Below are 22,012 nucleotides of genomic sequence, written 5' to 3' on the forward strand. Positions count from 1 at the left end.
ATTGAACTTACTCTATGACTGAGTAGGTTAGTAATAGTTCGTTGTTTATGTTTACTTTGAGTTGAGCTTGCTGAGCGCAGCGGTCAAAGCAAATTGATAACCTTGGGCACCTAAGCCACAAATCACACCTTCTGCTTTATCAGATAGGTAAGAGTGGTGACGGAATGGTTCACGCGCGTGAACATTCGATAGATGAACCTCAATAAATGGTATGGCAACGCCAAGTAGTGCATCACGCAGTGCCACACTGGTATGTGTAAAGGCTGCTGGGTTGATAATAATAAAATCAACATTTTGATAAGCACTATGGATAGCTTCAATCAGTTCGTACTCACGATTTGACTGTAAGTGAGATAGCTCAACATCGTGTGCTTTCGCTTGCTCGGTCAGTGAGCTAATAATCTGGTCAAGTGTTTGAGAACCGTAGTGTGCGGGCTCTCTAAGGCCTAACAGGTTAAGGTTTGGGCCATTTAAAACTAGAATGCGAAACTTTGTAGACATCGTGGGGCTATCTTCCTTTATCGTGTTTACGAACGTGAATGTTGCCATTTTATTGAAAATTTGCGGTTAATTTCCAGTGAGAAAAACCCAAATTTAAAAATTAGAACCAGATTATAGCTAATTCAGCGCAAATCGCAGCAATTTACTGGTCTAATCTCCTATTGATACAGCTTGGAATTGTTACCAACTTAACAAAAAAGCGTCTTAGCCTTAATTTGGGGCGGGATATTTGAGATCAAGATCAGCCATAAAAAAAACCGCCACATAGGTGACGGTTTAGAAAGTGCTGTTTTAAACAGTGATTAGCTGCTGTGACTGGTTGCTTATGCCAGTTCTGCTTTCTCGGCAATCAGCTTATCAACCACACTTGGGTCGGCCAGTGTCGAGGTATCACCTAGGTTACCTGTATCGCCAGTCGCGATTTTACGCAGGATACGACGCATGATTTTACCCGAACGAGTTTTTGGTAGAGAGTCGGTCCAGTGCAGTACATCTGGCGTTGCAATTGGGCCAATCTCTTTACGTACCCAGTCTTTTACTTCTTTATGAAGCTCTGCGGTTGGGAACTCACCATCATTCAGCGTGATGTAAGCGTAAATCGCTTGGCCTTTAATATCATGAGGGATGCCCACAATCGCGGCTTCTGCAATCTTATCGAACGCGACTAGAGCCGATTCAATCTCAGCAGTACCCATACGGTGACCTGATACGTTAAGTACATCATCGACACGCCCCGTAATCCAGTAGTAACCGTCTTCATCACGACGAGCGCCGTCACTGGTGAAGTACATGCCTTTAAAGGTCGAGAAGTAAGTCTGTTCGAAGCGGTCATGATCGCCATGAACGGTACGCATTTGGCCTGGCCAAGAGTCAAGAATCACTAGGTTGCCGTCTGTTGCACCCTCAATGATGTTACCCATGTTATCAACCAGTGCCGGTTGCACACCGAAGAATGGACGAGTTGCAGAGCCCGGTTTCAGGTCTGTTGCGCCTGGTAGCGGTGCAATCAAGATACCGCCCGTTTCTGTTTGCCACCATGTATCAACAATTGGAGATTGCTCATTACCGATTGTTTTGTAGTACCACTCCCACGCCTCTGGGTTGATAGGTTCACCCACTGAGCCCATGATTCTTAGGCTGTCACGAGAAGTACCTTCAACGGCTTCATTGCCTTTCGCCATCAATGCACGAATAGCCGTTGGCGCCGTATAAAGAATATTAACTTGGTGCTTATCGACCACTTCGCTCATGCGGCTGGTGTTCGGGTAATTTGGCACGCCTTCAAACAGAATCGTTTTTGCGCCATTAGCAAGCGGTCCGTAAACAAGATATGTGTGACCGGTAATCCAACCCACATCGGCTGTACACCAGAAAGTCTCGCCTTCTTGGTAATCGAATACGTATTTGAAGGTCATCGCAGCATAAACAAGGTAGCCACCTGTGGTGTGCATAACGCCTTTAGGTTTACCTGTTGAGCCTGACGTATAAAGGATGAATAGTGGATCTTCTGCATTCATCTCTTCTGGTGGGCAATCTGCAGATACATTAGCAATAGCATCGTGCCACCACACATCGCGATGTTCGTGCCATGCCACATCACCGCCAGTGCGTTTGAATACAACAACCTTCTCGATGTTTTTCACTTCAGGGTTCGTCAGTGCTTCATCGACATTCTTTTTCAGTGGAACAGCACGGCCGCCACGCACGCCTTCATCGGCAGTGATAACGACTTTAGAATTTGAATCGATAATACGACCAGACAGTGCTTCTGGTGAGAAACCACCAAATACGACTGTGTGAACCGCACCGATACGGGTACACGCCAGCATGGCTACTGCCGCTTCTGGCACCATTGGCATGTATAAACAAACCACATCACCTTTGCGCACGCCTTGCTCTTTTAGAGCATTCGAAAACAGGCACACTTCTTTATGCAGTTCATTAAAAGTTAGAGTTTTATCATCTGCCGGGTCATCGCCTTCCCAGATGATAGCGACTTCATCACCGCGCTCAGCAAGGTGGCGGTCGATACAGTTAGCCGAAACGTTAAGCGTGCCATCTTCAAACCAGCGAATATCAATGTGGCCAGGGTCGAAAGAGGTGTTTTTTACTTGTGTGAAAGGTTTGATCCAATCAACGATTTTTCCGTGTTCACCCCAAAAGCCTTCAGGGTCAGAAACAGATTGCTGGTACATGGCTAGGTAAGTGTCATTATCCGCGTGTGTGGTTGATTTAATATTTTCTTTTACCGGATAAACGTGGGCTTCACTCATTGCATCTCTCCTTGTGCCTACATTCCTAATGAACTGGCAACTTCCTTTGTGTTCAGTTTCTAGGTCTATTACAGAACCGTCTTTGTGTTATCACTCTCGGCTAGGACGGCGATTTCCACAATTAGACTTTAGGATGAGACGCTGCTTTTCACTTACAAAATAGCGAGTTAAGTTCAATTTTGAGATGTTGCTCTCTATGTGAAGCGCCAGTGGTTGAATTAAGAATAAGAAGAGTTGAAACGGGGAAGGTCACCATGTTTCAGGCGCACAAAGATCAGCGCAGCGGAGATAGCGTCTTGTAATGCATCATGTTTATTGACCGGGATAGGTAAATCGAGTTGGCGACAGATGGCGTCCATACTGAGATCAAAATAGGCATTGGGCAGCTGTCTTTCGAGTTTGTCTTGATAGAGTTGGCTCACTTCGACTAATCGGTTAGGCAGTGGAAATCCAAGCTGTTTTAAACAGGCGCGGTCGAGAATTTTTTTATCATAGCGGATGTGATAGCCGACTAAAGGACGATTTCCAATGAAGTTCAGTAGCTCGATTAAAGCCTGTTTTTCTTCGATGCCGTGCTTTAGATCTTGATGACGGATACGGTGGATTTTTATTGAATTGCAATCGAGCGATTGGGGGGCGCGCAACCGGACTTCAAAAGGTTGGCTGGTAATGATTCGGTTACCGATGATCTTGGTCGCGGCAATGGTAACTAATTCTGCCTGATTGGGATCTAGGCTGGTGGTTTCACAATCGAGCGATACATATTCATGATCAATAGGCGCGGTAAACAGAGGCTGATAGAGGGAGCCTTTGAGCTTGTGATGCCAGTAATAGCGAACCAACCTATTCATCGTTCAATGCCTAATCCCGTATCTGATAGTGGTAGCCGAGCCATTGCTTGAATTTCTTCACCACGTGCAGGCTATGACGAAGCAGATCCCTGTCTGCTCGTTCCATCAGTTTGACGTTAATCTTGTTGCTGCTGTGCTGCTGAGAAAGCCTTTGGGCTAAGCGCCACTTAAAGAATTGCTTGAGTGCTTCACTGAGATTATCGGCAGTACTTTGCTCTAATACTTTCTTGCTGACCAGCTGCTCAATGCGTTCGAAGGTGTTGTTGACCGTGACACCATGTTCTAGGCAAAGCGCTCTCACACCATGCACGATAGGGAAAATACCGCCTTGTTTGATATCGAGTCCGGACTTAGATTGCTTCACATTACCAAACAGGGTCAGGGGAACTGAGAAGTTCAGCGCCGGGCGGCAGAACTCCGTCAGAATCAATTCTTGTCCGAGCATTAAATCACTGAGGTGCTGCTTTACAGGTTTTAATAACTCTCTATTCCCCGCTACTGCGTGTGCATCTGCCATGATCGCGATATCCATCACGGTGTCTGACGTGGCTTTTTTTACCCAATGGGTGAGGGTTTGTTTCCACTCTTGTTCTGAATGCACCCATTTCGGATTGTTGACCATTACGTTGCCCAGGCACAGTGGGTAACCCAATTGTTGAAGGGTATGGGTGAGGTCGTTCATGGCACTTTGGCATTGATGCCATTCCAAACCATCTTGAATAATCAGAGCGTTGTCTTGATCGGTTTTGAGAATTTGCTCTCCACGCCCCTCAGAACCCAGCACGATTAGGCAGCAATGATTATGCAGTGCAGGTGGGATCACCAACTCAAAAGCCTTCTCTATGATCTGTTCGTTGACCGCAGAAATCAGCTCCATGATAAAGCGTGTGCGAATCCCATTACTGAGCAAGCTCTCGACCAGTTGACGTTGTTTGTTGGATGCCATTGCCAATTCTTCAACGCTGGTGGCGCGCGCAATACGCAAAGTAAGAACGTGGGAGTGTGTGGAGAATGCACTGAGAATCTGTGTCATATCCACCATGCCGACCGCATTTTTACCATCACAAACCATCAACCTTTTTACTCGATTTCTGGTCATGGTAATCATGGCGTTAAATAAGAAATCGCCTTGGTTCACGTGCATCACCGGAAACGTTGCGATCTCACCGACAGGCGCATCCAGTGTGAAATTATCGAGCATCACAGCATGCAATAAATTGGTTCGAGTGACGATTCCATACGGCAAGGAACATGATGATCCAAAAGCTTTTGGATCATTATGTTCCAAATGGACTAGGGCCGAGTCTAACCCTTGTTCTTTAAGGGTTTGAGTGACTTGGTTGATCGGTTGGTTTGGTTCAAGTATCAGTGGTGGGTGATAGATAGAGTCATCCACTTTGGTTAATATAAACTCGGCAAGATTCTGTTGCTGCTGGGCGGCTTCTATCAAAGCTTTTCGTGTTGATAGGTTGCTATCAAAGTAGGCAGCGAATTGGCCATTGGCGTGGTAAAGCTCAAGAAAAATATCGGTGGGCAGCAGATAACTTAATGTATCTTCGAGTGCGATATATTGGTGTTTGGTGTGGGGTTCAAACTGGCTGCGGACATCAAAAATATCGTCATTGGCATAGTGTGCGTAAATCTCACCATCACTGCTCGCGCGCTCTTCAACAGCTCCTTTGATCAAAATATGCAGGTGTCGGCTCGGCCTTTCAGCTTCCAGTATCACTTCTTGAGAGCGGTAATACACCACGTCTAATGAAGAGCGAAGCTTCAACTGTTCGGCGTCGGACAGGCTATCGAAGGGCGGGTGCTGCATATTAAATTTGTCAGGCATAAGCATCACAAGAAGAAATGGGAGTCTTTAATCAGTCTGACAAAATACCAGCGAAGCTCCAGACGACTTTAGTCTAAATGCGAGTATGAGTATTGATGAGCGTGAAATCTCTTGTTGAAATGCGATATCCAGACCCATTGAATATGGGAATACTATCCCAGTAATAATTCCCTTTTTCATCGTATGCGAGATAGGCATAATTGGTGCTGCCTTTTTCCGCACACTTTATAGGTCATTTATGTTTAGCCCTTCACCCTATGGCTGGATCTCTCAGTATTTTCTTGGTTTCTTTTTTGCGTATGGCGTGTATTTGCCATTTTGGGCGTTGTGGTTTGAAGACCAAGGCGTGTCTGCTGGTGATATTGGCGTATTGATTGGTATCGGCTTTGCAACTCGTTGTGTGGCCAACTTAGTGATTACGCCGCGTATCCATAAAGTGGAACACTTGATGCCAGCGCTACGCTGTTTGAGTTTCGCTGCGCTGCTGTTTGTCGGTTTCCACTTCTTCACCGGTGGCAGTTTTATACTGATGTTGTTGGCAACGGTACTGTTTAACCTCTGTTGTGGGCCGATCATTCCTCTTTCTGATGCGATGGCTAACCATTACAGTCGTTTGAAAATGCTCGACTACGGCCGAACTCGCCTTTGGGGCTCAATTGCCTTTATCGCAGGTTCAACGGTTGTTGGCTATTTGGTGGCACAATTTGGCACCGACATGATTTTGTATACTGCACTTGCGGGCGTGTTGTTGTCATTAATTCTGGCGATGAGAAATCCTAACGTGATGCCAGTAACGCAATCTGAGCAACAAGCGGCGCGACCAAAACTAGGTGAACTGCTGCGTGAGTCGTCAGTGGTAAAGTTTTTAGCCTTGATGGCGCTGCTGCAAGGTAGTCATGCGGCTTACTACAGTTTTAGTGCGATTTATTGGAAAGAAGCGGGTCACTCAGAAGCTATCATCGGTTACTTGTGGAGTTTAGGTGTTGTTGCTGAAGTGGCCGTATTTGCTCTGAGTAAGCGATTATTCTCAGGCTGGTCACTGCGTACTTTGTTTGTCGTCGCGGCTATTGGGGTGATGGCGCGTTGGGGTATTACCGCATCAACGACAGCGATTTTCGCACTGGTTATGGTGCAGCTACTGCATGGCGTGACCTTTGCCATGGCACACATCGCCGCGATTCAATACATCCAATCTGAAGAACAAAACAAGATGGTTGCGCTACAAGCCCTGTATAACGCGATTCCATTAGGTGCCTTTATTGCACTGATGACCACCTTAAGTGGTTGGGGTTATGAGCTTTGGGGCGCAAACATCTTCTGGGGCATGGCTGCAATGGGTGCACTTGCTCTGTTCATTAAGTTGGATGAAAGAAGTTCAGTGGTTGAGATTAATCAATCAGATTCGGAACAGTCAGAATCTCACAGCAAATGCTGATAATTAGAGTCTAAAGCACAGAATTTAAGCGATGCGATTGAGTTAATCACCCATCCTTAGTTAAATGAAACCTCTCCCTTATGGAGAGGTTTTTTTATGGATGAAAAAAGGGTTTTCAATGCAAGGATGGATAGTAATTCCAGTCTCTTTAGCCTACTTGGGCGTGTTATTTCTGATCGCTTGGTATGGAGACAGGCAGGTTCGTTGGCTATCGCGTTGGCGCCCGTGGATCTATAGCCTTTCGATTGCCGTGTATTGTACCTCTTGGACCTTCTATGGAACGGTCGGGCAAGCGAGCAATAACCCATGGTCCTTCTTGCCCATCTACCTCGCCCCTATTTTGGTTTTCACGTTGGGATGGCGGATCTTAGCTCGGCTGATCCTCATCGCGAAGCGTGAACACATCACCTCTATTGCTGACTTTATCGCGGCTCGTTATGGAAAATCTCAAGGCTTAGCGGTGGCGGTGACCATTATCGCTGTGGTTGGTATTCTTCCCTATATCGCGCTGCAATTGCGCGGTATTACCATGGGGTTGGATATTGTTGCGCCAAACCTAGCCACTGATTTTGGTTATCAGGACTATCACGTCTCTTGGTTTGTGGTCGGTGCATTGGCCATTTTTACGATGTTGTTTGGCACGCGACACATCGATAACACTGAACACCACCGTGGCATGATGATGGCTGTAGCGTTTGAATCCATCGTTAAGCTCGCGGCATTTTTGATTGTTGGCTTGTTCATCATGTACCTGGCGGTGAGCAGTGACAAAATCGACTTGCTTGATGTGGCGGCTTCCACCTACGAATCACCCAATATTCCGACCTTAATTATTCATACCGTTTTAACCATGTTGGCGATTGTCTGTCTGCCACGCCAGTTCCATACCATGGTGGTAGAGAACGAACGTCCTCAAGACCTGCATACCGCTCGTTGGTTGTTTCCGCTTTACCTGATTTTGATGGGACTGTTCGTGCTGCCAATTGCTTGGGCAGGACAAGGACTACTTACTGGTATGCCAGCGGATACCTATGTGATCAGTGTGCCAATGTCAGAAGGCGCTAATCACATTGCCTTGCTGGCTTTCCTTGGTGGTACGTCTGCGGCAAGTGGCATGGTGATAGTGTCGACCATCGCCTTGGCGATCATGGTGTCGAATGATTTAGTGATGCCATTGTTACTGCGCCGTATGCGCCTAACTCAAAGAACCCATCGACACTTTTCTGGCCTGCTATTGGTGATTCGCCGCGGGCTAATTTTACTGCTGTTACTGGGTGCTTGGCTGTTTTATCAGGCGCTCGATACCATCCATTCACTGTCAGCGATTGGCTTTCTTTCCTTTGCTGCGATTGCTCAATTCGCGCCAGCACTTATTGGTGGTTTGTACTGGCGCCCGGGTAACCGCAAGGGCGTGTATGTCGGCTTAATGGTGGGCTCGTTGATTTGGCTGATTACCTTGATGAGCCAAACCAGCATGTTGGCTGGCGACAGTGAAAGTAACCTTTTACTGTGGATTATCACGCCGCCAGAACTGCTCAGTAGCTGGAATATCAGCAGTTCAAACTGGGGCATTGTGCTGAGTATTGTACTTAATACCTTGTGCTATGCCGTAGTTTCGATGTCGACCAGGCCAAGCCTAAGTGAGCGCTTACAATCAGCAGCATTTGTTGGCACGCCGCTGCCTGAAAACGAGAATATCAGCCTTTACCAGAACCGAGTGACGGTCGCTGAATTAGAGATGCTGGCGTCGCGTTTTGTGGGTCGCAAACGTGCGAAAAGTGCCTTACACAGCTATTGGCAACAACACGGTCAGCCGCTGCTTCCTAATCAACAAGCGCCTGCAAGTCTGATTCGACACGCAGAGCGCGTGCTCGCCGGAGTATTCGGTGCTTCGTCTGCTAAGTTAGTACTTACTTCCGCTTTACAGGGAAGAAACATGCAGCTTGAAGAAGTCGCGACCATCGTGGATGAAGCTTCGGAACTGTACGACTTCAGCCGTGGTTTACTGCAAGGCGCGATTGAACATATTGGCCAAGGCATCGCAGTAATCGACAAACAAATGAGGCTGGTGGCGTGGAATCAACGTTACTTAGAACTGTTTGAGTTCCCTGCTGGCTTGATTCAGGTTGGTCGACCCATTTCAGATGTGATTCGTCATAATGCTGAACAAGGTTTGTGTGGCCCGGGTGACCCAGAAGATCACGTTCGCCGTCGTGTTTATCACCTTGAGCAAGGAACACGACACACCTCTTCTCGTATTCGTCCTGATGGTCGAGTGATTGAGGTGCAAGGTAACCCAATGCCAAGTGGTGGTTTTGTGATGAGCTTTACCGACATCACGGTATTCCGACAAGCAGAGCAAGCGCTAAAAGATGCCAACGAAAGTTTGGAATCGAGAGTGCATGAGCGAACTCAAGAACTCGAAAAACTGAACCATCGCTTGGTAAAAGCCACGCAGATTTCGGATCAAGAATCACAATCTAAGAGTCGTTTTCTAGCCGCGGTAAGCCACGATTTGATGCAGCCGCTCAATGCCGCACGTCTATTTGCTTCGTCACTGTCTGAGGTGGCAAAAGAGCAAGAGGTGAAGCAATTGTCATCTCACATCGAGAGTGCACTTGGCGCCGCAGAAGATTTGATTGGTGACTTGCTAGATATCTCTCGATTGGAGTCCGGAAAGTTAGAAACCAACATTCACGCGATTGCCGTGCATGACGTATTAACCAATTTGAACGCGGAATTTAGCGCTCTAGCGAGACAACAGAAAATTGAGTTTAAGATGATTCCGTCGTCATTGTTCATTCATTCAGACCCTAAGCTGTTGAGGCGTGTGATTCAGAACTTTTTGACCAATGCGTTCCGCTATAACCCGGAAGGGAAAGTGGTACTGGGTGCGAGAAGAGTGAATGGACAGGTTCGAATTGATGTGTGGGATAATGGAACCGGTATCGATGAAGACAAGCAACAAGAAATCTTTGAAGAGTTTACTCGTGGCAGCCAAGTACGAGCCGATCAAGGATTGGGGTTAGGGCTGGCTATCTCGAAAGGTATTGCTCATGTGCTTGGCCATCAAATTTCGATGCGCTCATGGCCGGGGCAAGGCAGTGTCTTTTCCATCACCTTAGCTAGAGCGGAAAAAGTGGCTCCAGTTGTGCAAGCTTCGACGCCAATGGCGACCAGCGACATCGAACATCTCAAGATATTGTGTGTCGATAATGAACGAGAAATCTTAGTCGGTATGGAAAACCTGATCGGACGTTGGGGCTGTGAGGTTAAGACGGCGGTTGATTTGGTCGAAAGCTTGCAGTGCCTAGATGAGGGTTGGCTACCTGATGTGATTTTCTCTGATTACCGTTTAGATAATGGCAGAACGGGTCTCGAAGTCCTGCAGCAGTGTCGCTTGCGCCTCGGAGACTCTTTTGAAGGGGTCATCATTAGTGCCGATAGAACCGATGACATGTTGGCAGCGATAAAGGCCAACAGCTTTCGCTTTATTGCCAAGCCAGTGAAGCCACTTAAGTTAAGAGCGGTCTTGAATCGAGTGAGTTAATTTAATTAACTATTTTCAATTAACTACTAGCGACTAAAAAGGCCTCAGATGAGGCCTTTTTTGATCCGATAGACTTGTTATGAGTTACTGATTTTAACCTGCGATACCACCTTGAGTGAGAGCGGTTGGGTCAAGAAGCTTGCTGAGTTCTTCTCGGCTAAGATCGGTTTCTCTTTCTGCGACATCCAGAATTGGTAAGCCTTCTTTGTAAGCTTTCTTGGCAATATCAGCCGCCTTCAAGTAGCCAATCACAGGGTTAAGTGCGGTCACTAGGATTGGGTTCTTTGACAGTGCCAAATCGAGATTGTCTTGGCGTACCGTGAAGGTCGCGATGGCTTTGTCCGCTAAAGCGACTGAGCTGTTTGCCAATAACTCAATACTTTCCAACACGTTATGAGCAATCACTGGCAGCATCACATTAAGTTGGAAGTTACCTGATTGTCCGGCTACGGTAATGGTGGTGTCGTTGCCAATGACTTGCGCCGCCGCCATAGCTGCAGCTTCTGGAATCACAGGATTTACCTTGCCAGGCATGATCGATGAGCCTGGTTGTAGAGCCTGTAATTCAATTTCCCCTAAGCCAGCCAACGGCCCAGAGTTCATCCAGCGAAGATCGTTTGAGATCTTCATGATCGCAACTGCTGCCGTTTTGAGCTGACCTGACAGCGCAACGATCGCGTCTTGACTGCTGAGGCTAAAAAAGAAGTTTTCACTCGAGCTAAAACTGATCTTTGTCGATTGAGACAGGTTACTCGCAAACTTATCGGCAAAGCGTGGGTCAGCATTGATCCCTGTTCCAACCGCAGTACCACCTTGTGCTAAAGCCTTGATAGCGGGCAGGGTGTTCTCTATTGCTTGCTTAGCGTGTTCTATCTGAAATTTCCAACCACCTAGCTCTTGAGCAAAGGTCATTGGCATCGCATCCATTAGATGAGTGCGGCCGGTCTTCACGACCTCCGCAAGTTCCTGTTGTTTGATGGTGAGTGCTTCAGAAAGGTGAGTTAATGCAGGTAATAGCTTATTTTCAGCCATCAAAGCAACGCTCACTTGAATTGCGGTTGGCACCACATCGTTACTGCTTTGGCCCATGTTGACGTGATCATTGGGGTTCACGTCGCCTTGCAAGCTTCTTGAGGCAAGCGTAGCAATCACTTCATTGGCATTCATGTTGGAACTGGTACCTGAACCGGTTTGGTAGACATCGATAGGGAATTGATCGAGGTGTTTACCCTCAATGATCTCTTGGCTGGCTTCGGCTATCGCGTTGGCAATATCACCTTCCAGTAGACCTAACTGAGCATTGGTATCTGCCGCTGCCTGTTTAATTAACGCCAGTGCTTGAATAAAACTGGTCGGCATCTTGTGAGAGCTAAACGCGAAGTTATCCGCTGCACGCTGAGTTTGTGCTTGGTATAGCGCATCGGCAGGGACTTTCACTTCGCCCATGCTGTCTTTTTCAATCCGAAATTGTAGGGTCATGTTCTATCCTTGTTAGCCAAGTGGGGCTTGGACTTGTTTTAGTGTTTGGCTGAGATTCAAAAAACGCGCTTGGCCTTGAGGTTGCTGGCAGTAGTGGCGCTTCAAATAAAATAGTGGTGAGTGAATAGAGTCTAGGCAGATATGACGAAAGGCGAAACTGCGCTGAGGAGACTCAATCGCTTCAATCAAATGAAAGAAAACTTGGCGTAGATACAGCTCGCACAACAAGATGTTTTCTTGAGCGGCATGCTTTTCATAGTAAGCCGAAAGCGTCAGTGCACACTCGATATACTCTCGAATTACAAACGGCTCATGGCCTTGAACTTGTTCTAATGAAGCAAAGCGATCCTGTGCTTTGTAAAATCTCGAATAGAGAACCTGCTGCTCTTTCATCATCATTTGCATCTCTTTATTGGATGTTAATGATAATTATTATCAAATAAAATTTTAAAAACAACCCTTTGTTTATCTTTTTATAAAGTGAGCAGAAAAAGAAAAAGCCGATACACGAAGTATCGGCTTTCTGGAGTCAGTACCTAATCCCTACAATGTAAGTACTGATTCATTTTTTGCTAAACATCTTTGTTTAATGGTCGTGCTTAGTGGTCGTGAGCTTCACCTGCACCTTTCGGGTAACGGATGTTCTCAACCATATCTTGTACATCTTGTGGTACTTCAGCAGTTACTTTGTTTACAGCAATCGATACTACGAAGTTTAGACACATACCTAGCGTACCGATGCCTTCTGGGCTGATACCAAACCACCAGTTTTCAGGTGTGCTTGCTGCTGGGTTAATGAACTTGAAGTAGATGATGTAGCTTGCTGTGAAGGCAATACCTGACAACATACCTGCAATTGCGCCTTCCTTGTTCATCTTCTTGTAGAAGATACCTAGGATAATCGCTGGGAAGAAGGATGCTGCGGCTAAGCCGAAGGCAAACGCTACTACCTGTGCTACAAAGCCTGGTGGGTTAATACCTAAGTAACCGGCACCGACAATCGCGACCATGGCTGCCAGACGAGCGGCTAACAGCTCCTGCTTGTCGGTCATGTTTGGTCTGAAGCCTTTCTTCAACAAGTCATGTGAAATCGACGTTGAGATGACCAATAGTAGACCCGCGGCTGTTGATAGTGCGGCTGCTAGGCCACCGGCTGCAAGCAGTGCTACAACCCAGTTTGGTAGTTTCGCTAGCTCTGGAGAAGCCAGTACGATGATGTCACGGTTAATCTTCATCTCGTTGCGCTCATCGCCCGAGTAGAACATTTTGCCATCGCCGTTCTTATCTTCCCAACCTACTAGGCCAGTGCTTTCCCAGTTTTTGTACCAGCTTGGTGCGTCCGCTGCAGCGACACCTTGCATGTCAGGGCCGTTGATTGTTTCGATCATGTTTACACGAGCGAATGCTGCAACGCCTGGTGCTGTTGTGTATAGCAATGAGATGAACAGTAGTGCCCAACCCGCTGAGATACGAGCATCACGTACTTTTGGTACCGTGAAGAAACGAATGATTACGTGTGGAAGACCCGCAGTACCGACCATTAGAGCCGCACAGATGAAGAATACATCTACCATGCTCTTGTTACCTTCGGTATAGGCGGTAAATCCGAGTTCTTCGGTCAGTCCATCCAGTTTATCAAGAAGGTAAACATCTGTGCCTGATAGCGTAGAGCCCATACCAACTTGTGGAAGTGGGTTACCTGTCATCATGATTGAGGTAAAGATTGCTGGAACAAGGAAGGCGAAAATGAGGACACAGAATTGAGCTACCTGCGTATAAGTGATGCCTTTCATGCCACCTAGTACTGCGTAGAAGAACACAATACCCATACCAATGATGATGCCTAGGTTAATATCAACTTCTAGGAAACGAGAGAATACAACGCCCACACCACGCATCTGGCCTGCAACGTACGTAAACGATACGAAGATTGCACAGAATACCGCTACCATACGTGCCGTTTTCGAGTAGTAACGCTCACCGATGAAATCAGGAACCGTAAACTGACCGAACTTACGTAGGTAAGGTGCTAAACATAGCGCAAGTAGTACATAACCACCTGTCCAACCCATTAGGTAAACCGCACCGTCGTAACCAACGAATGAGATGATACCTGCCATTGAGATGAATGATGCTGCCGACATCCAGTCAGCGGCGGTCGCCATGCCGTTTGCTACTGGGTGTACACCACCGCCAGCAACGTAGAACTCACTAGTAGACCCTGCACGAGCCCAGATTGCGATGCCGATATATACCGCGAAAGTAATACCGACGAGAATAAACGTCCAAGTTTGAATATCCATGTTCTAGCCTCTAGTCTTCCTGTACGTTGTATTTTTTGTCGAGCGCATTCATGCGGACAACGTAAATAAATATCAGCGCCACGAAGGTGTATATCGAACCTTGCTGAGCGAACCAAAATCCTAGCTTGAACCCGCCAAACTGAACGGTATTGAGGGCATCCACAAATAAGATGCCAGCGCCGTAAGACACCGCAAACCAGACCGCGAGCAGTGTTCCCATAATTCCCAAGTTTTCCTTCCAGTAGGCTTGAGCATGTTCCGTAGATTCGAACGCCATTGCCTTCTCCTTTATTCCGTTTTCGTAGAAACTGTTTTTGTGAAACCGTTTTGTAAAATAGCGTGTTAACGTAATGTTACGATTTAGAATGTAGCAAGGATAAGTCAAGGGATCTGTGCAACTTTAGTCGGGATGGTATTAGCGCTAATGTACTGAAATATGGGAGCTAGGAGACATAACCATAGAAAAATGTGATGTTACAATGTTGTTAAATTAGCCAAAGGTCTAACAAAAAGGGATGAATTAGACTGCGAGTCATAAAATTTAACAACTAAATGACCGAGAAACGGTATTTAGCCCTGCTTATGACACGAAGCGAAACATAAGTTTGTTATAGTAACAACGGCACTTTCACCGACCGTGCCTTGCTAAACGGCAGAAGATCAACATGCTTATATCTTGAGTTTTATTCTTTGGGGGAACGAATTGGACGCAATAACTATCAACCACTTATTTTTAACTGGTGCGGTGCTCATCGCCATCAGTGTGCTTTTCTCACAAGTGTCCTCACGATTGGGCGTTCCGATTCTTTTGATCTTTTTATTCGTTGGTATGTTAGCGGGTGAAGATGGACCCGGTAATATTCATTTCGATGATTACTCACTGACCTACTTGGTGAGTAACCTTGCGCTTGCCGTGATTCTGTTGGATGGCGGTATGCGAACCAAGGTGGCGAGCTTCAAGGTCGCTTTCTGGCCTTCGCTCTCGCTGGCGACGATAGGTGTCGCATGTACAGCAACCTTAACCGGATTAATGGCGGCTTGGCTGTTTGACTTGTCATTAATGCAGGGCATCTTGGTCGGGGCGATTGTTGGTTCAACCGATGCGGCAGCGGTATTCTCTTTGCTGAAAGGACAGAGTCTCAATGAGCGTGTTGGCTCAACCCTAGAGATCGAATCGGGCACTAACGACCCAATGGCGGTCTTCCTGACGGTGACCTTAATTGCGCTGTTAGGTAACCCTGACGCTGAGATGGAAATGAACTTCCTACTGCAAAGTTTTGCGATGCAGTTTGGTATCGGTACTCTTGTTGGTATTGGCGGCGGCTGGGTTCTATGGAGCTTAATCAATCGAGTACAATTGGCTGATGGCCTTTATTCCATTCTGGTACTCAGTGGGGGCGTAGCTCTGTTTGCGTTCTCTAACATGCTTGGCGGCAGCGGCATTTTATCGATTTACCTAGTGGGCTTGTTCATTGGTAATCGTCCGACGCGCTCGCGACACTCGATTCTTAATGTTCTTGATGGCATGACGTGGCTAAGCCAGATCGTTATGTTCTTGGTATTGGGTTTATTGGTGACGCCATCAACGTTGATGGACATTGCTCTGCCTGCGCTGGCACTGGCCTTCGGTATGATTTTGTTTGCTCGTCCGCTGTCGGTTTGGTTGGGTTTGCTGCCGTTCAGAAGCTTTACCACCAAGGAACGTTGGTTTGTTTCTTGGGTCGGTCTACGCGGCGCGGTACCGATCATTCTGGCGGTGTTCCCGATGATGGCTGGCCTGCCTAATGCTCAGCTTTACTTCAACATCGCGTTCTTCGTGGTTATGGTGTCGCTGATTGTTCAAGGCGGCAGCTTGATGAAAGTCGCGAGATTGGCTCAAGTGACTTTACCACCGACGCCAACACCGATTTCTCGTACTGGCATTGAAATTTACCCTGCTAGTGAGTGGGAGATATTTGTCTACAAGCTGAAAGAAGAGAAGTGGTGTGTGGGCGAACCACTAAAGCGTTTGTCTATGCCGGAAGGAACGCGAATTACTGCACTGTTTAGAAAGGATGCCTTGCTTCACCCATCAGGCAGCACCGTGTTAGAGGCGAACGATATCTTATGTGTGCTTGGTCAAGACAAAGATTTGGACAGCTTAAGTTCGTTGTTCAGTGAGGCGCCTCTAGCAGAAGAGGCGGCACGATTCTTTGGTGACTTCTTCTTGGATGTTGAGCTATCAGTTGCGGCAGTGAGTGATTGTTATGGTATTGAACTTGGCTCGGAAGAAGAGCGAGAAATGACGCTAAAACAATTGGTTGCTCAAGAGCTTGGCGCACACTCTGTATTGGGTGATAGCTTTGAGTGGCATGACATCACTTGGGTGGTTGCAGAGATAGATGATCATAAAGTCGTCAGGTTGGGTTTATGTTTACCTAAGACGACTTTAGAAGAGGATATCAGTGAAGCTTAATTGTGGACTTCTTGTAGCAAGATAACCGCTTGAGTACGATTTTTCACATCCAGTTTACGGAAGATGGCCGTCATATGTGCTTTGATGGTCGCTTCCGAAACATTCAATTCATACGCGATTTGCTTGTTAAGCAAGCCGTCAGAAAGCATCCCTAATACCTTGTATTGCTGAGGCGTCAGTGTGGAAATCTTTTCTGCAAGGTCGCTACACGCTGCATTATTGGTGATAAGCCCTTCAGGGAAGAACGGGTCGCCATTCAGCACTTGATTCAGTGCACTCACCAACTCACGCATATCACTCGACTTAGGAATAAAGCCAAACGCACCGTGGCTCTTCACCTGAGTGACCACGCTGGCATCTTCACTGGCAGAAACCACCACAATCGGTAGATCTGGGTATTCAGCGCGCAGTTGAATTAAGCCTGACATGCCATTGGCGCCCGGCATTTTCAGATCGAGCAGTAATAGATCCGGCTCGCCTTCTTTCTTTAGCAGAGTCAGTAAGGCATCGAGAGAATCGGCCTCAAGCAGGTTCGCACCACTGATCGCCATATGAACTGACTGAAACAGGGCGTTGCGAAAGAGAGGGTGGTCATCAGCAATGATGATGGTATAGGTCGAGTCCATGACGTTCATACTTTTAACAATTTAGTTAATATTTATTATCATCCTGATTGAGTATGTGGACAATATCTATGCATTAAAAGTCTGAACCATATCGACTTTTATCCCCGGAATAAGAAAGCGTTACTCTGAATAGCAAAAAAGCCGCACTGCCATCTCGTTACGGAGGGGCGGTGCGGCTTTCGTTTAGGCAGATATTCCGGTGAATATTGCCGTTATAGCTGGTGGTTTTGCATGTGTTTTAAGAATACATCGGCAGGCATAAAACCGGTTACACGAGCATTTGGAACATGGTTACCCTCGCCATCCCAGAACTCAATCGTCGGTAAGCCAAGTACCTGTAATTGTTTAAGCAGTTCAATGTCTTGAGGCATGTTTCTCGTTACATCGGCTTGTAGCAGTACAAAGTCAGAAAGCTTGTTTTCCACATCAGCTTGATGGAAGGTGTACTTCTCGAACTCTTTACACGCCACACACCAATCGGCGTAGAAGTCGAGCATCACAGGCTTACCGAGTTTCTTCGCTTCGATGAGCTGGATTTCTAGCTCTTCAACCGTGTTGATGCGTGCAAATTGGATGTGCTGTTGTTCTACCGTTACGCTCTTCTCCGCAAACCAATAGTTCAATGCAGGCTGTGCCGAAGCAAACAAGCCAAGCATCGCGATGATGCCTACCGCACTCTGCTTCCAGCCGCCGAATGGCAGTGCATTCTTGCTATGGTACAGCCAACCAAAGGCGATGAAGCCAAGGCCAGACCAAAGCACGGTTGCCCACAATTCAGGAATGATGCGCTCTAACAGGAAGATAGGTGCTGCCAGCAAGATAAAGCCGAATACGATCTTCACCTTGTCCATCCAGCTGCCTGCTTTTGGCAGCAGCTTATTACCAAATACCGCAACTAAGATCAGTGGGATACCCATACCGATCGCTAACGCATACAGAGCAATCGCACCCGTTAATAGGTCACCACTTTGAGCGACATACAGCAGCGCACCGGACAGTGGCGCTGTGGTACAAGGTGAACACACCAAGCCCGAGATAGCGCCCATCGCGAACACGCCCAAAGTATTGCCACCTTGTTGTTTGTTACTTTGATTGTTAAGCCAAGTTTGGATGCTGCTTGGAAGTTGTAGGTTATAAACGCCGAACATCGACATCGCCAACGTCACGAACAGAACACTCAGCGCGATCAGTACGTAAGGGTGTTGCATGGCCGCTTGGAACTGCATGCCTGCTGAAGCAACCACTAAACCTAATAAGGTGTAGGTTAACGCCATGCCTTGCACGTAGATGAACGACAACATCAGCGCACGACCTTGGCTGAGCTTGCCGCCACCCAATACGATACCCGTTAGAATCGGATACATAGGCAGAACACACGGCGTAAAGGCTAAGCCAACACCGAGTGCTAAGAATAATAATGGAGTCCACCAACTGTCACCTAGCTTATCGGCTAAGCCTGCTTCTTTTGAAACGGGAGCATTGGTTTGTTGAGTGGTATTACTTGCTGTGTCAGCTGTAGGAGAAGAGGGTTGTACTGAATTGTCCGCTTCACCAGCTGCAGCAGATGAACCTTGTGAGGCACTGCTGTTTTGGGCATCACCACTGTTTTGCACATCACTGCTTTTTATATCCCCAGGACTTGTCGAAGTAAACGGTTCAATGTCGATTACTCGAGTTTCTGGTGGGTAGCAGAAACCAGCATCTGCACAACCTTGATACTTAACGATCAGCTGTGAGCCATTTTGGTAACTCTGTAGCGGAACTTGCACGAATAACGGCTGAGTATAAATGCTCACCTCACCGAAGAATTCATCTTGGTGTGGTTGGCCATCTTCCATTTCAACATTGCCGATAGCGAGATTTTGGCCAGTGAACGAGAGGCTATGTTGATAGAGGTAGTAGCCCTCTTTTACTTGCCAGTCGAGAAGGACTTTGTCGTCTTGCTGGTAGTAATTGAAAGGGAAAGCTTGGTCTACAGGGACAAAACCATTGTTATTGCCTCCGAAGCTTGGCTCGGCGTTGTCGTTCCCAAATAGCGCCCACGCAGGCTGGGTGAATAGGGAAACACAAACAAAAAGTAATGTGGCAAGTCGTCGCATACTATTTAGTCATCAAAATGGAGTTGAAGGTATCTTAACTCAATCAGACCGTAATAGTTTGCTATTAGTTTCATCGGCAAACAAATATCCCCTAAGGCGGGATAGCGATTTTATTGGGTAATCGAGCGGGGAGCTGCAATTCAACTTGAGTGACTTGCCCTTGTAAAAGGGACATTTAAGCAACACCCAAGCGTGCTTTTACGACTTGTTCGCAAGCATCAATATTCATCGTATCTTTTGGAATGATAAGCACGGTATCATTACCGCCAACGGTGCCGATAATCTCAGTGTGTGGGTCGATATCAACTAATCTTGCGACTAGTTGTGCACAACCTGGATGAGTTTTTACGATGACCATCGCTTGGTTATGAGTGATGAATTCGATTTGCGATGAGATGGATGCATCGACACGAACCGGTGCACTTTCAACCGTGATGCAGTAAACCTTTTTACCGCAAGCATTCTGAATTTTGACAACACCAAGCTGTGACAAAATACGAGATACGGTCGATTGGCTGATACCGGTATAGCCAATATCGACGAGTTTCTCTCGCAGTTGATTTTGGGTCGAGAAGCTTTGTTGTTGTAGTAAGCGTTTGCACGCTGCAGTCAGTGTTTTATCTTCAGCTGAATACAAGCAACCGTGCTCAGTGATTGGGTTCATGAACAACTCCTTAAGGTCAACATGTGGTTATCGCTTGTCCATAGCGCCGAGCGTACTCCCAAAGCCGTAGAGTACGATTGTTAAATAGGGCTTACCGATGAATCCCGAAATAAAGAGGGAAGGTATGCGTGATGTATGATCGTCTACCCATTGAGTCTACCACTAAAGGATAGTTATCTTTTTGAAGGGGATCACCAAATAAAATTCTAGTTAATTGCTTTTATTTTGGAGTTTTATTCTTTTGTTGAATGGATATTTATTCCAAGTTTGGCATAAATATCCATCGGTATTAGGGTGCTTTGGAGACCGTGATAATGGCGCTAAGGGTTAGCGAATTTCACTCATGATCTCGCGAGAGAATACTTTTTCACAGTAGTGACATTTTAGCTGCACGTTTTCCTGTTTTAGCTGCACTTTAAAGCTGCTTTCGACAGGTTCACCGTGCGAAATACAGTTGCTATTCGGGCAAGAGTAGACACTGTGGATTTGCTCTGGCAGCACAAGGGTTAGCTTGTTAACCACTTTATACTCTTCAATCTGATTGACCGTTGCCTGCGGAGCATAAAGAGCCAATTGGTTTGCTTGTTCCTTGGTCAGGAAGATGTTCTCAATCTTGATTAGATCTTTATGGCCAAGTGCCGATGATGGCAGGTTTAAGCCCATAGTGATGCGCTGTTCTGTCTTGTGTAGCTTAAACAGTTTAAGGATTTTGATACCAAGGTGAGCAGGGATGTGGTCAATCACGCTGCCGTTACGGATCGCTTCTACTTGTAGCTGAGTTTGTTTAACCATGACTGTTTCTCCTGCTTATAAAGTGTCGTTAAGAACTAGGGCCAATAGGGCTTCGCGAGCGTATACACCGTTTTCAGCTTGTTCGAAGTAGTAAGCGTGTGGCGTTTTATCAACGTCGGTGGTGATTTCGTCGACGCGTGGCAGCGGGTGAAGTACCTTCATGTTTTGACGAGCGTCTTTCAATGTATCGGCGGTGAGGATGTAAGCCGATTTCATGTGTGCGTATTCCGACGCATCAAAGCGCTCTTTCTGCACGCGAGTCATGTACAGAACATCCAGTTCCGGCACGACTTCTTCAATGCTGCTGTGAGTGCTGTATTGGATGCCCATCTCTTCCAATTCTTCACAGATGTAATCTGGCATCTCTAAGACTTCTGGCGCGATAAAGAAGAAACGCACGTTATTGAATTTCGATAGTGCTTGGGTCAATGAGTGCACGGTACGGCCATATTTTAGGTCGCCGACGAACGCCACATTGAGGTTATCGAGCGTGCCTTGTGTTTCGTAAATCGAGAACAGGTCCAGCAAGGTTTGCGTCGGGTGCTGGTTAGCACCGTCGCCGCCGTTTACTACCGGCACACCGTTAGAAAATTCAGACGCTAAACGTGCTGCCCCTTCTTGTGGGTGACGCATTACAAAGGCATCGACGTAGGATGAAATAACCTGCACTGAATCGGCAAGTGTTTCGCCTTTCTTCGCCAGTGAGGTGTTACCGCCATTATCAAAGCCAATGACCGTGCCACCAAGGCGCTGGACGGCGGTCTCAAATGAAAGGCGAGTTCGAGTTGAAGGCTCAAAGAAGCAGCTCGCAACGACTTTATTTTTCAGCAACTCTGGGTTTGGCTCGGCCTTGAGTCTTGCTGCTGTGTCGACGATAAGCTCCAGTTCATTACGAGTGAGCTCAGGTATGGAGATGATGTGCTTGTTAAATAACGAATGCGACATAACGGGTCTTCCTTCTATGCATACAGTCAAATTGCGGACAAAAAAAAGCCCCCTAAAAATAGGAGGCTTCGAAACGATCAATAGAGCAAAATAAAAATGACACCACCGCCACTCTTTGGCGTGTAGTTTGACAATCATGTGCGACAGAATTGCAGTTCATTTTTTGCTCTCTTAAGACAAATTGCGGAGGATTATACTCAGA

General features: G+C 46.8%; 16 protein-coding genes. 3 read left to right on the forward strand and 13 right to left on the reverse strand.

Annotated features, from left to right (window positions below):
- Positions 1-51 precede the first annotated feature (51 nt).
- The 4 genes from aroQ to AB4307_RS11735 all read right to left on the reverse strand — a co-directional run bounded on the left by aroQ (position 52) and on the right by AB4307_RS11735 (position 5,468).
- Complete coding sequence (aroQ, locus tag AB4307_RS11720) at positions 52-501, reverse strand: type II 3-dehydroquinate dehydratase (protein WP_010435475.1); 450 nt, start codon at positions 499-501, stop codon at positions 52-54.
- A 323-nt stretch (positions 502-824) separates the two neighbouring features.
- On the reverse strand, positions 825-2,774 hold the full coding sequence (gene acs, locus AB4307_RS11725) for an acetate--CoA ligase (protein WP_009844693.1): 1,950 nt from the start codon (positions 2,772-2,774) through the stop codon (positions 825-827).
- A 218-nt stretch (positions 2,775-2,992) separates the two neighbouring features.
- Positions 2,993-3,625 (reverse strand): 3'-5' exonuclease, encoded by a 633-nt coding sequence (locus tag AB4307_RS11730; RefSeq protein WP_017062708.1) that lies wholly within the window; start codon positions 3,623-3,625, stop codon positions 2,993-2,995.
- Positions 3,626-3,635: 10 nt separating this feature from the next.
- Positions 3,636-5,468 carry a DUF294 nucleotidyltransferase-like domain-containing protein gene (locus tag AB4307_RS11735; protein ID WP_136979845.1) on the reverse strand — a complete coding sequence of 611 codons (1,833 nt, stop codon included), beginning with the start codon at positions 5,466-5,468 and terminating at the stop codon, positions 3,636-3,638.
- Positions 5,469-5,700: 232 nt separating this feature from the next.
- On the opposite strand from AB4307_RS11735, the gene AB4307_RS11740 reads away from it, so the two are divergent.
- Positions 5,701-6,897, forward strand: a complete 1,197-nt coding sequence (locus AB4307_RS11740; RefSeq protein ID WP_017062710.1) for a 3-phenylpropionate MFS transporter — start codon at positions 5,701-5,703, stop codon at positions 6,895-6,897.
- Positions 6,898-7,015: 118 nt separating this feature from the next.
- The gene (locus AB4307_RS11745; protein ID WP_372128617.1) at positions 7,016-10,447 is read left to right on the forward strand and encodes a hybrid sensor histidine kinase/response regulator; all 3,432 of its coding nucleotides are present in this window, start codon (positions 7,016-7,018) and stop codon (positions 10,445-10,447) included.
- Positions 10,448-10,540: 93 nt separating this feature from the next.
- On the opposite strand, the gene AB4307_RS11750 is transcribed toward AB4307_RS11745, so the two are convergent.
- From AB4307_RS11750 to AB4307_RS11765, 4 genes are all read right to left on the reverse strand, one after another.
- On the reverse strand, positions 10,541-11,926 hold the full coding sequence (locus AB4307_RS11750; protein WP_372128618.1) for a class II fumarate hydratase: 1,386 nt from the start codon (positions 11,924-11,926) through the stop codon (positions 10,541-10,543).
- Positions 11,927-11,938: 12 nt separating this feature from the next.
- Positions 11,939-12,325 carry a hypothetical protein gene (locus AB4307_RS11755; protein WP_017068852.1) on the reverse strand — a complete coding sequence of 129 codons (387 nt, stop codon included), beginning with the start codon at positions 12,323-12,325 and terminating at the stop codon, positions 11,939-11,941.
- 200 nt (positions 12,326-12,525) lie between these two features.
- Positions 12,526-14,229: a sodium:solute symporter family protein gene (locus tag AB4307_RS11760; protein WP_017062715.1), complete on the reverse strand. Its 1,704-nt coding sequence runs from the start codon at positions 14,227-14,229 to the stop codon at positions 12,526-12,528.
- Positions 14,230-14,239: 10 nt separating this feature from the next.
- Positions 14,240-14,506, reverse strand: a complete 267-nt coding sequence (locus tag AB4307_RS11765) for a DUF4212 domain-containing protein (protein WP_010435433.1) — start codon at positions 14,504-14,506, stop codon at positions 14,240-14,242.
- Positions 14,507-14,932: 426 nt separating this feature from the next.
- On the opposite strand from AB4307_RS11765, the gene AB4307_RS11770 reads away from it, so the two are divergent.
- Positions 14,933-16,684: a potassium/proton antiporter gene (locus AB4307_RS11770; protein WP_372128619.1), complete on the forward strand. Its 1,752-nt coding sequence runs from the start codon at positions 14,933-14,935 to the stop codon at positions 16,682-16,684.
- Here the strand turns inward: AB4307_RS11770 and AB4307_RS11775 are convergent.
- From AB4307_RS11775 to pyrB, 5 genes are all read right to left on the reverse strand, one after another.
- Positions 16,681-17,310: a response regulator gene (locus AB4307_RS11775; RefSeq protein WP_017062717.1), complete on the reverse strand. Its 630-nt coding sequence runs from the start codon at positions 17,308-17,310 to the stop codon at positions 16,681-16,683. The two genes, AB4307_RS11770 and AB4307_RS11775, sit on opposite strands and share 4 nt — an antisense overlap.
- Before the next feature lie 212 nt (positions 17,311-17,522).
- Complete coding sequence (locus AB4307_RS11780) at positions 17,523-19,409, reverse strand: protein-disulfide reductase DsbD (RefSeq protein WP_372128620.1); 1,887 nt, start codon at positions 19,407-19,409, stop codon at positions 17,523-17,525.
- 175 nt (positions 19,410-19,584) lie between these two features.
- A complete protein-coding gene (locus AB4307_RS11785) occupies positions 19,585-20,073 on the reverse strand; it encodes an arginine repressor (RefSeq protein ID WP_017063664.1) in 489 nt (162 codons plus the stop codon).
- A 327-nt stretch (positions 20,074-20,400) separates the two neighbouring features.
- Positions 20,401-20,865: an aspartate carbamoyltransferase regulatory subunit gene (gene pyrI, locus AB4307_RS11790; RefSeq protein ID WP_017062720.1), complete on the reverse strand. Its 465-nt coding sequence runs from the start codon at positions 20,863-20,865 to the stop codon at positions 20,401-20,403.
- 15 nt (positions 20,866-20,880) lie between these two features.
- A complete protein-coding gene (gene pyrB / locus AB4307_RS11795; RefSeq protein ID WP_372128621.1) occupies positions 20,881-21,810 on the reverse strand; it encodes an aspartate carbamoyltransferase in 930 nt (309 codons plus the stop codon).
- Positions 21,811-22,012 lie beyond the last annotated feature (202 nt).

Origin of the sequence: Vibrio sp. 10N.261.52.C2, from assembly GCF_041471425.1 — a bacterium.
GTDB classification, from domain to species: Bacteria; Pseudomonadota; Gammaproteobacteria; order Enterobacterales; family Vibrionaceae; genus Vibrio; species Vibrio crassostreae_C.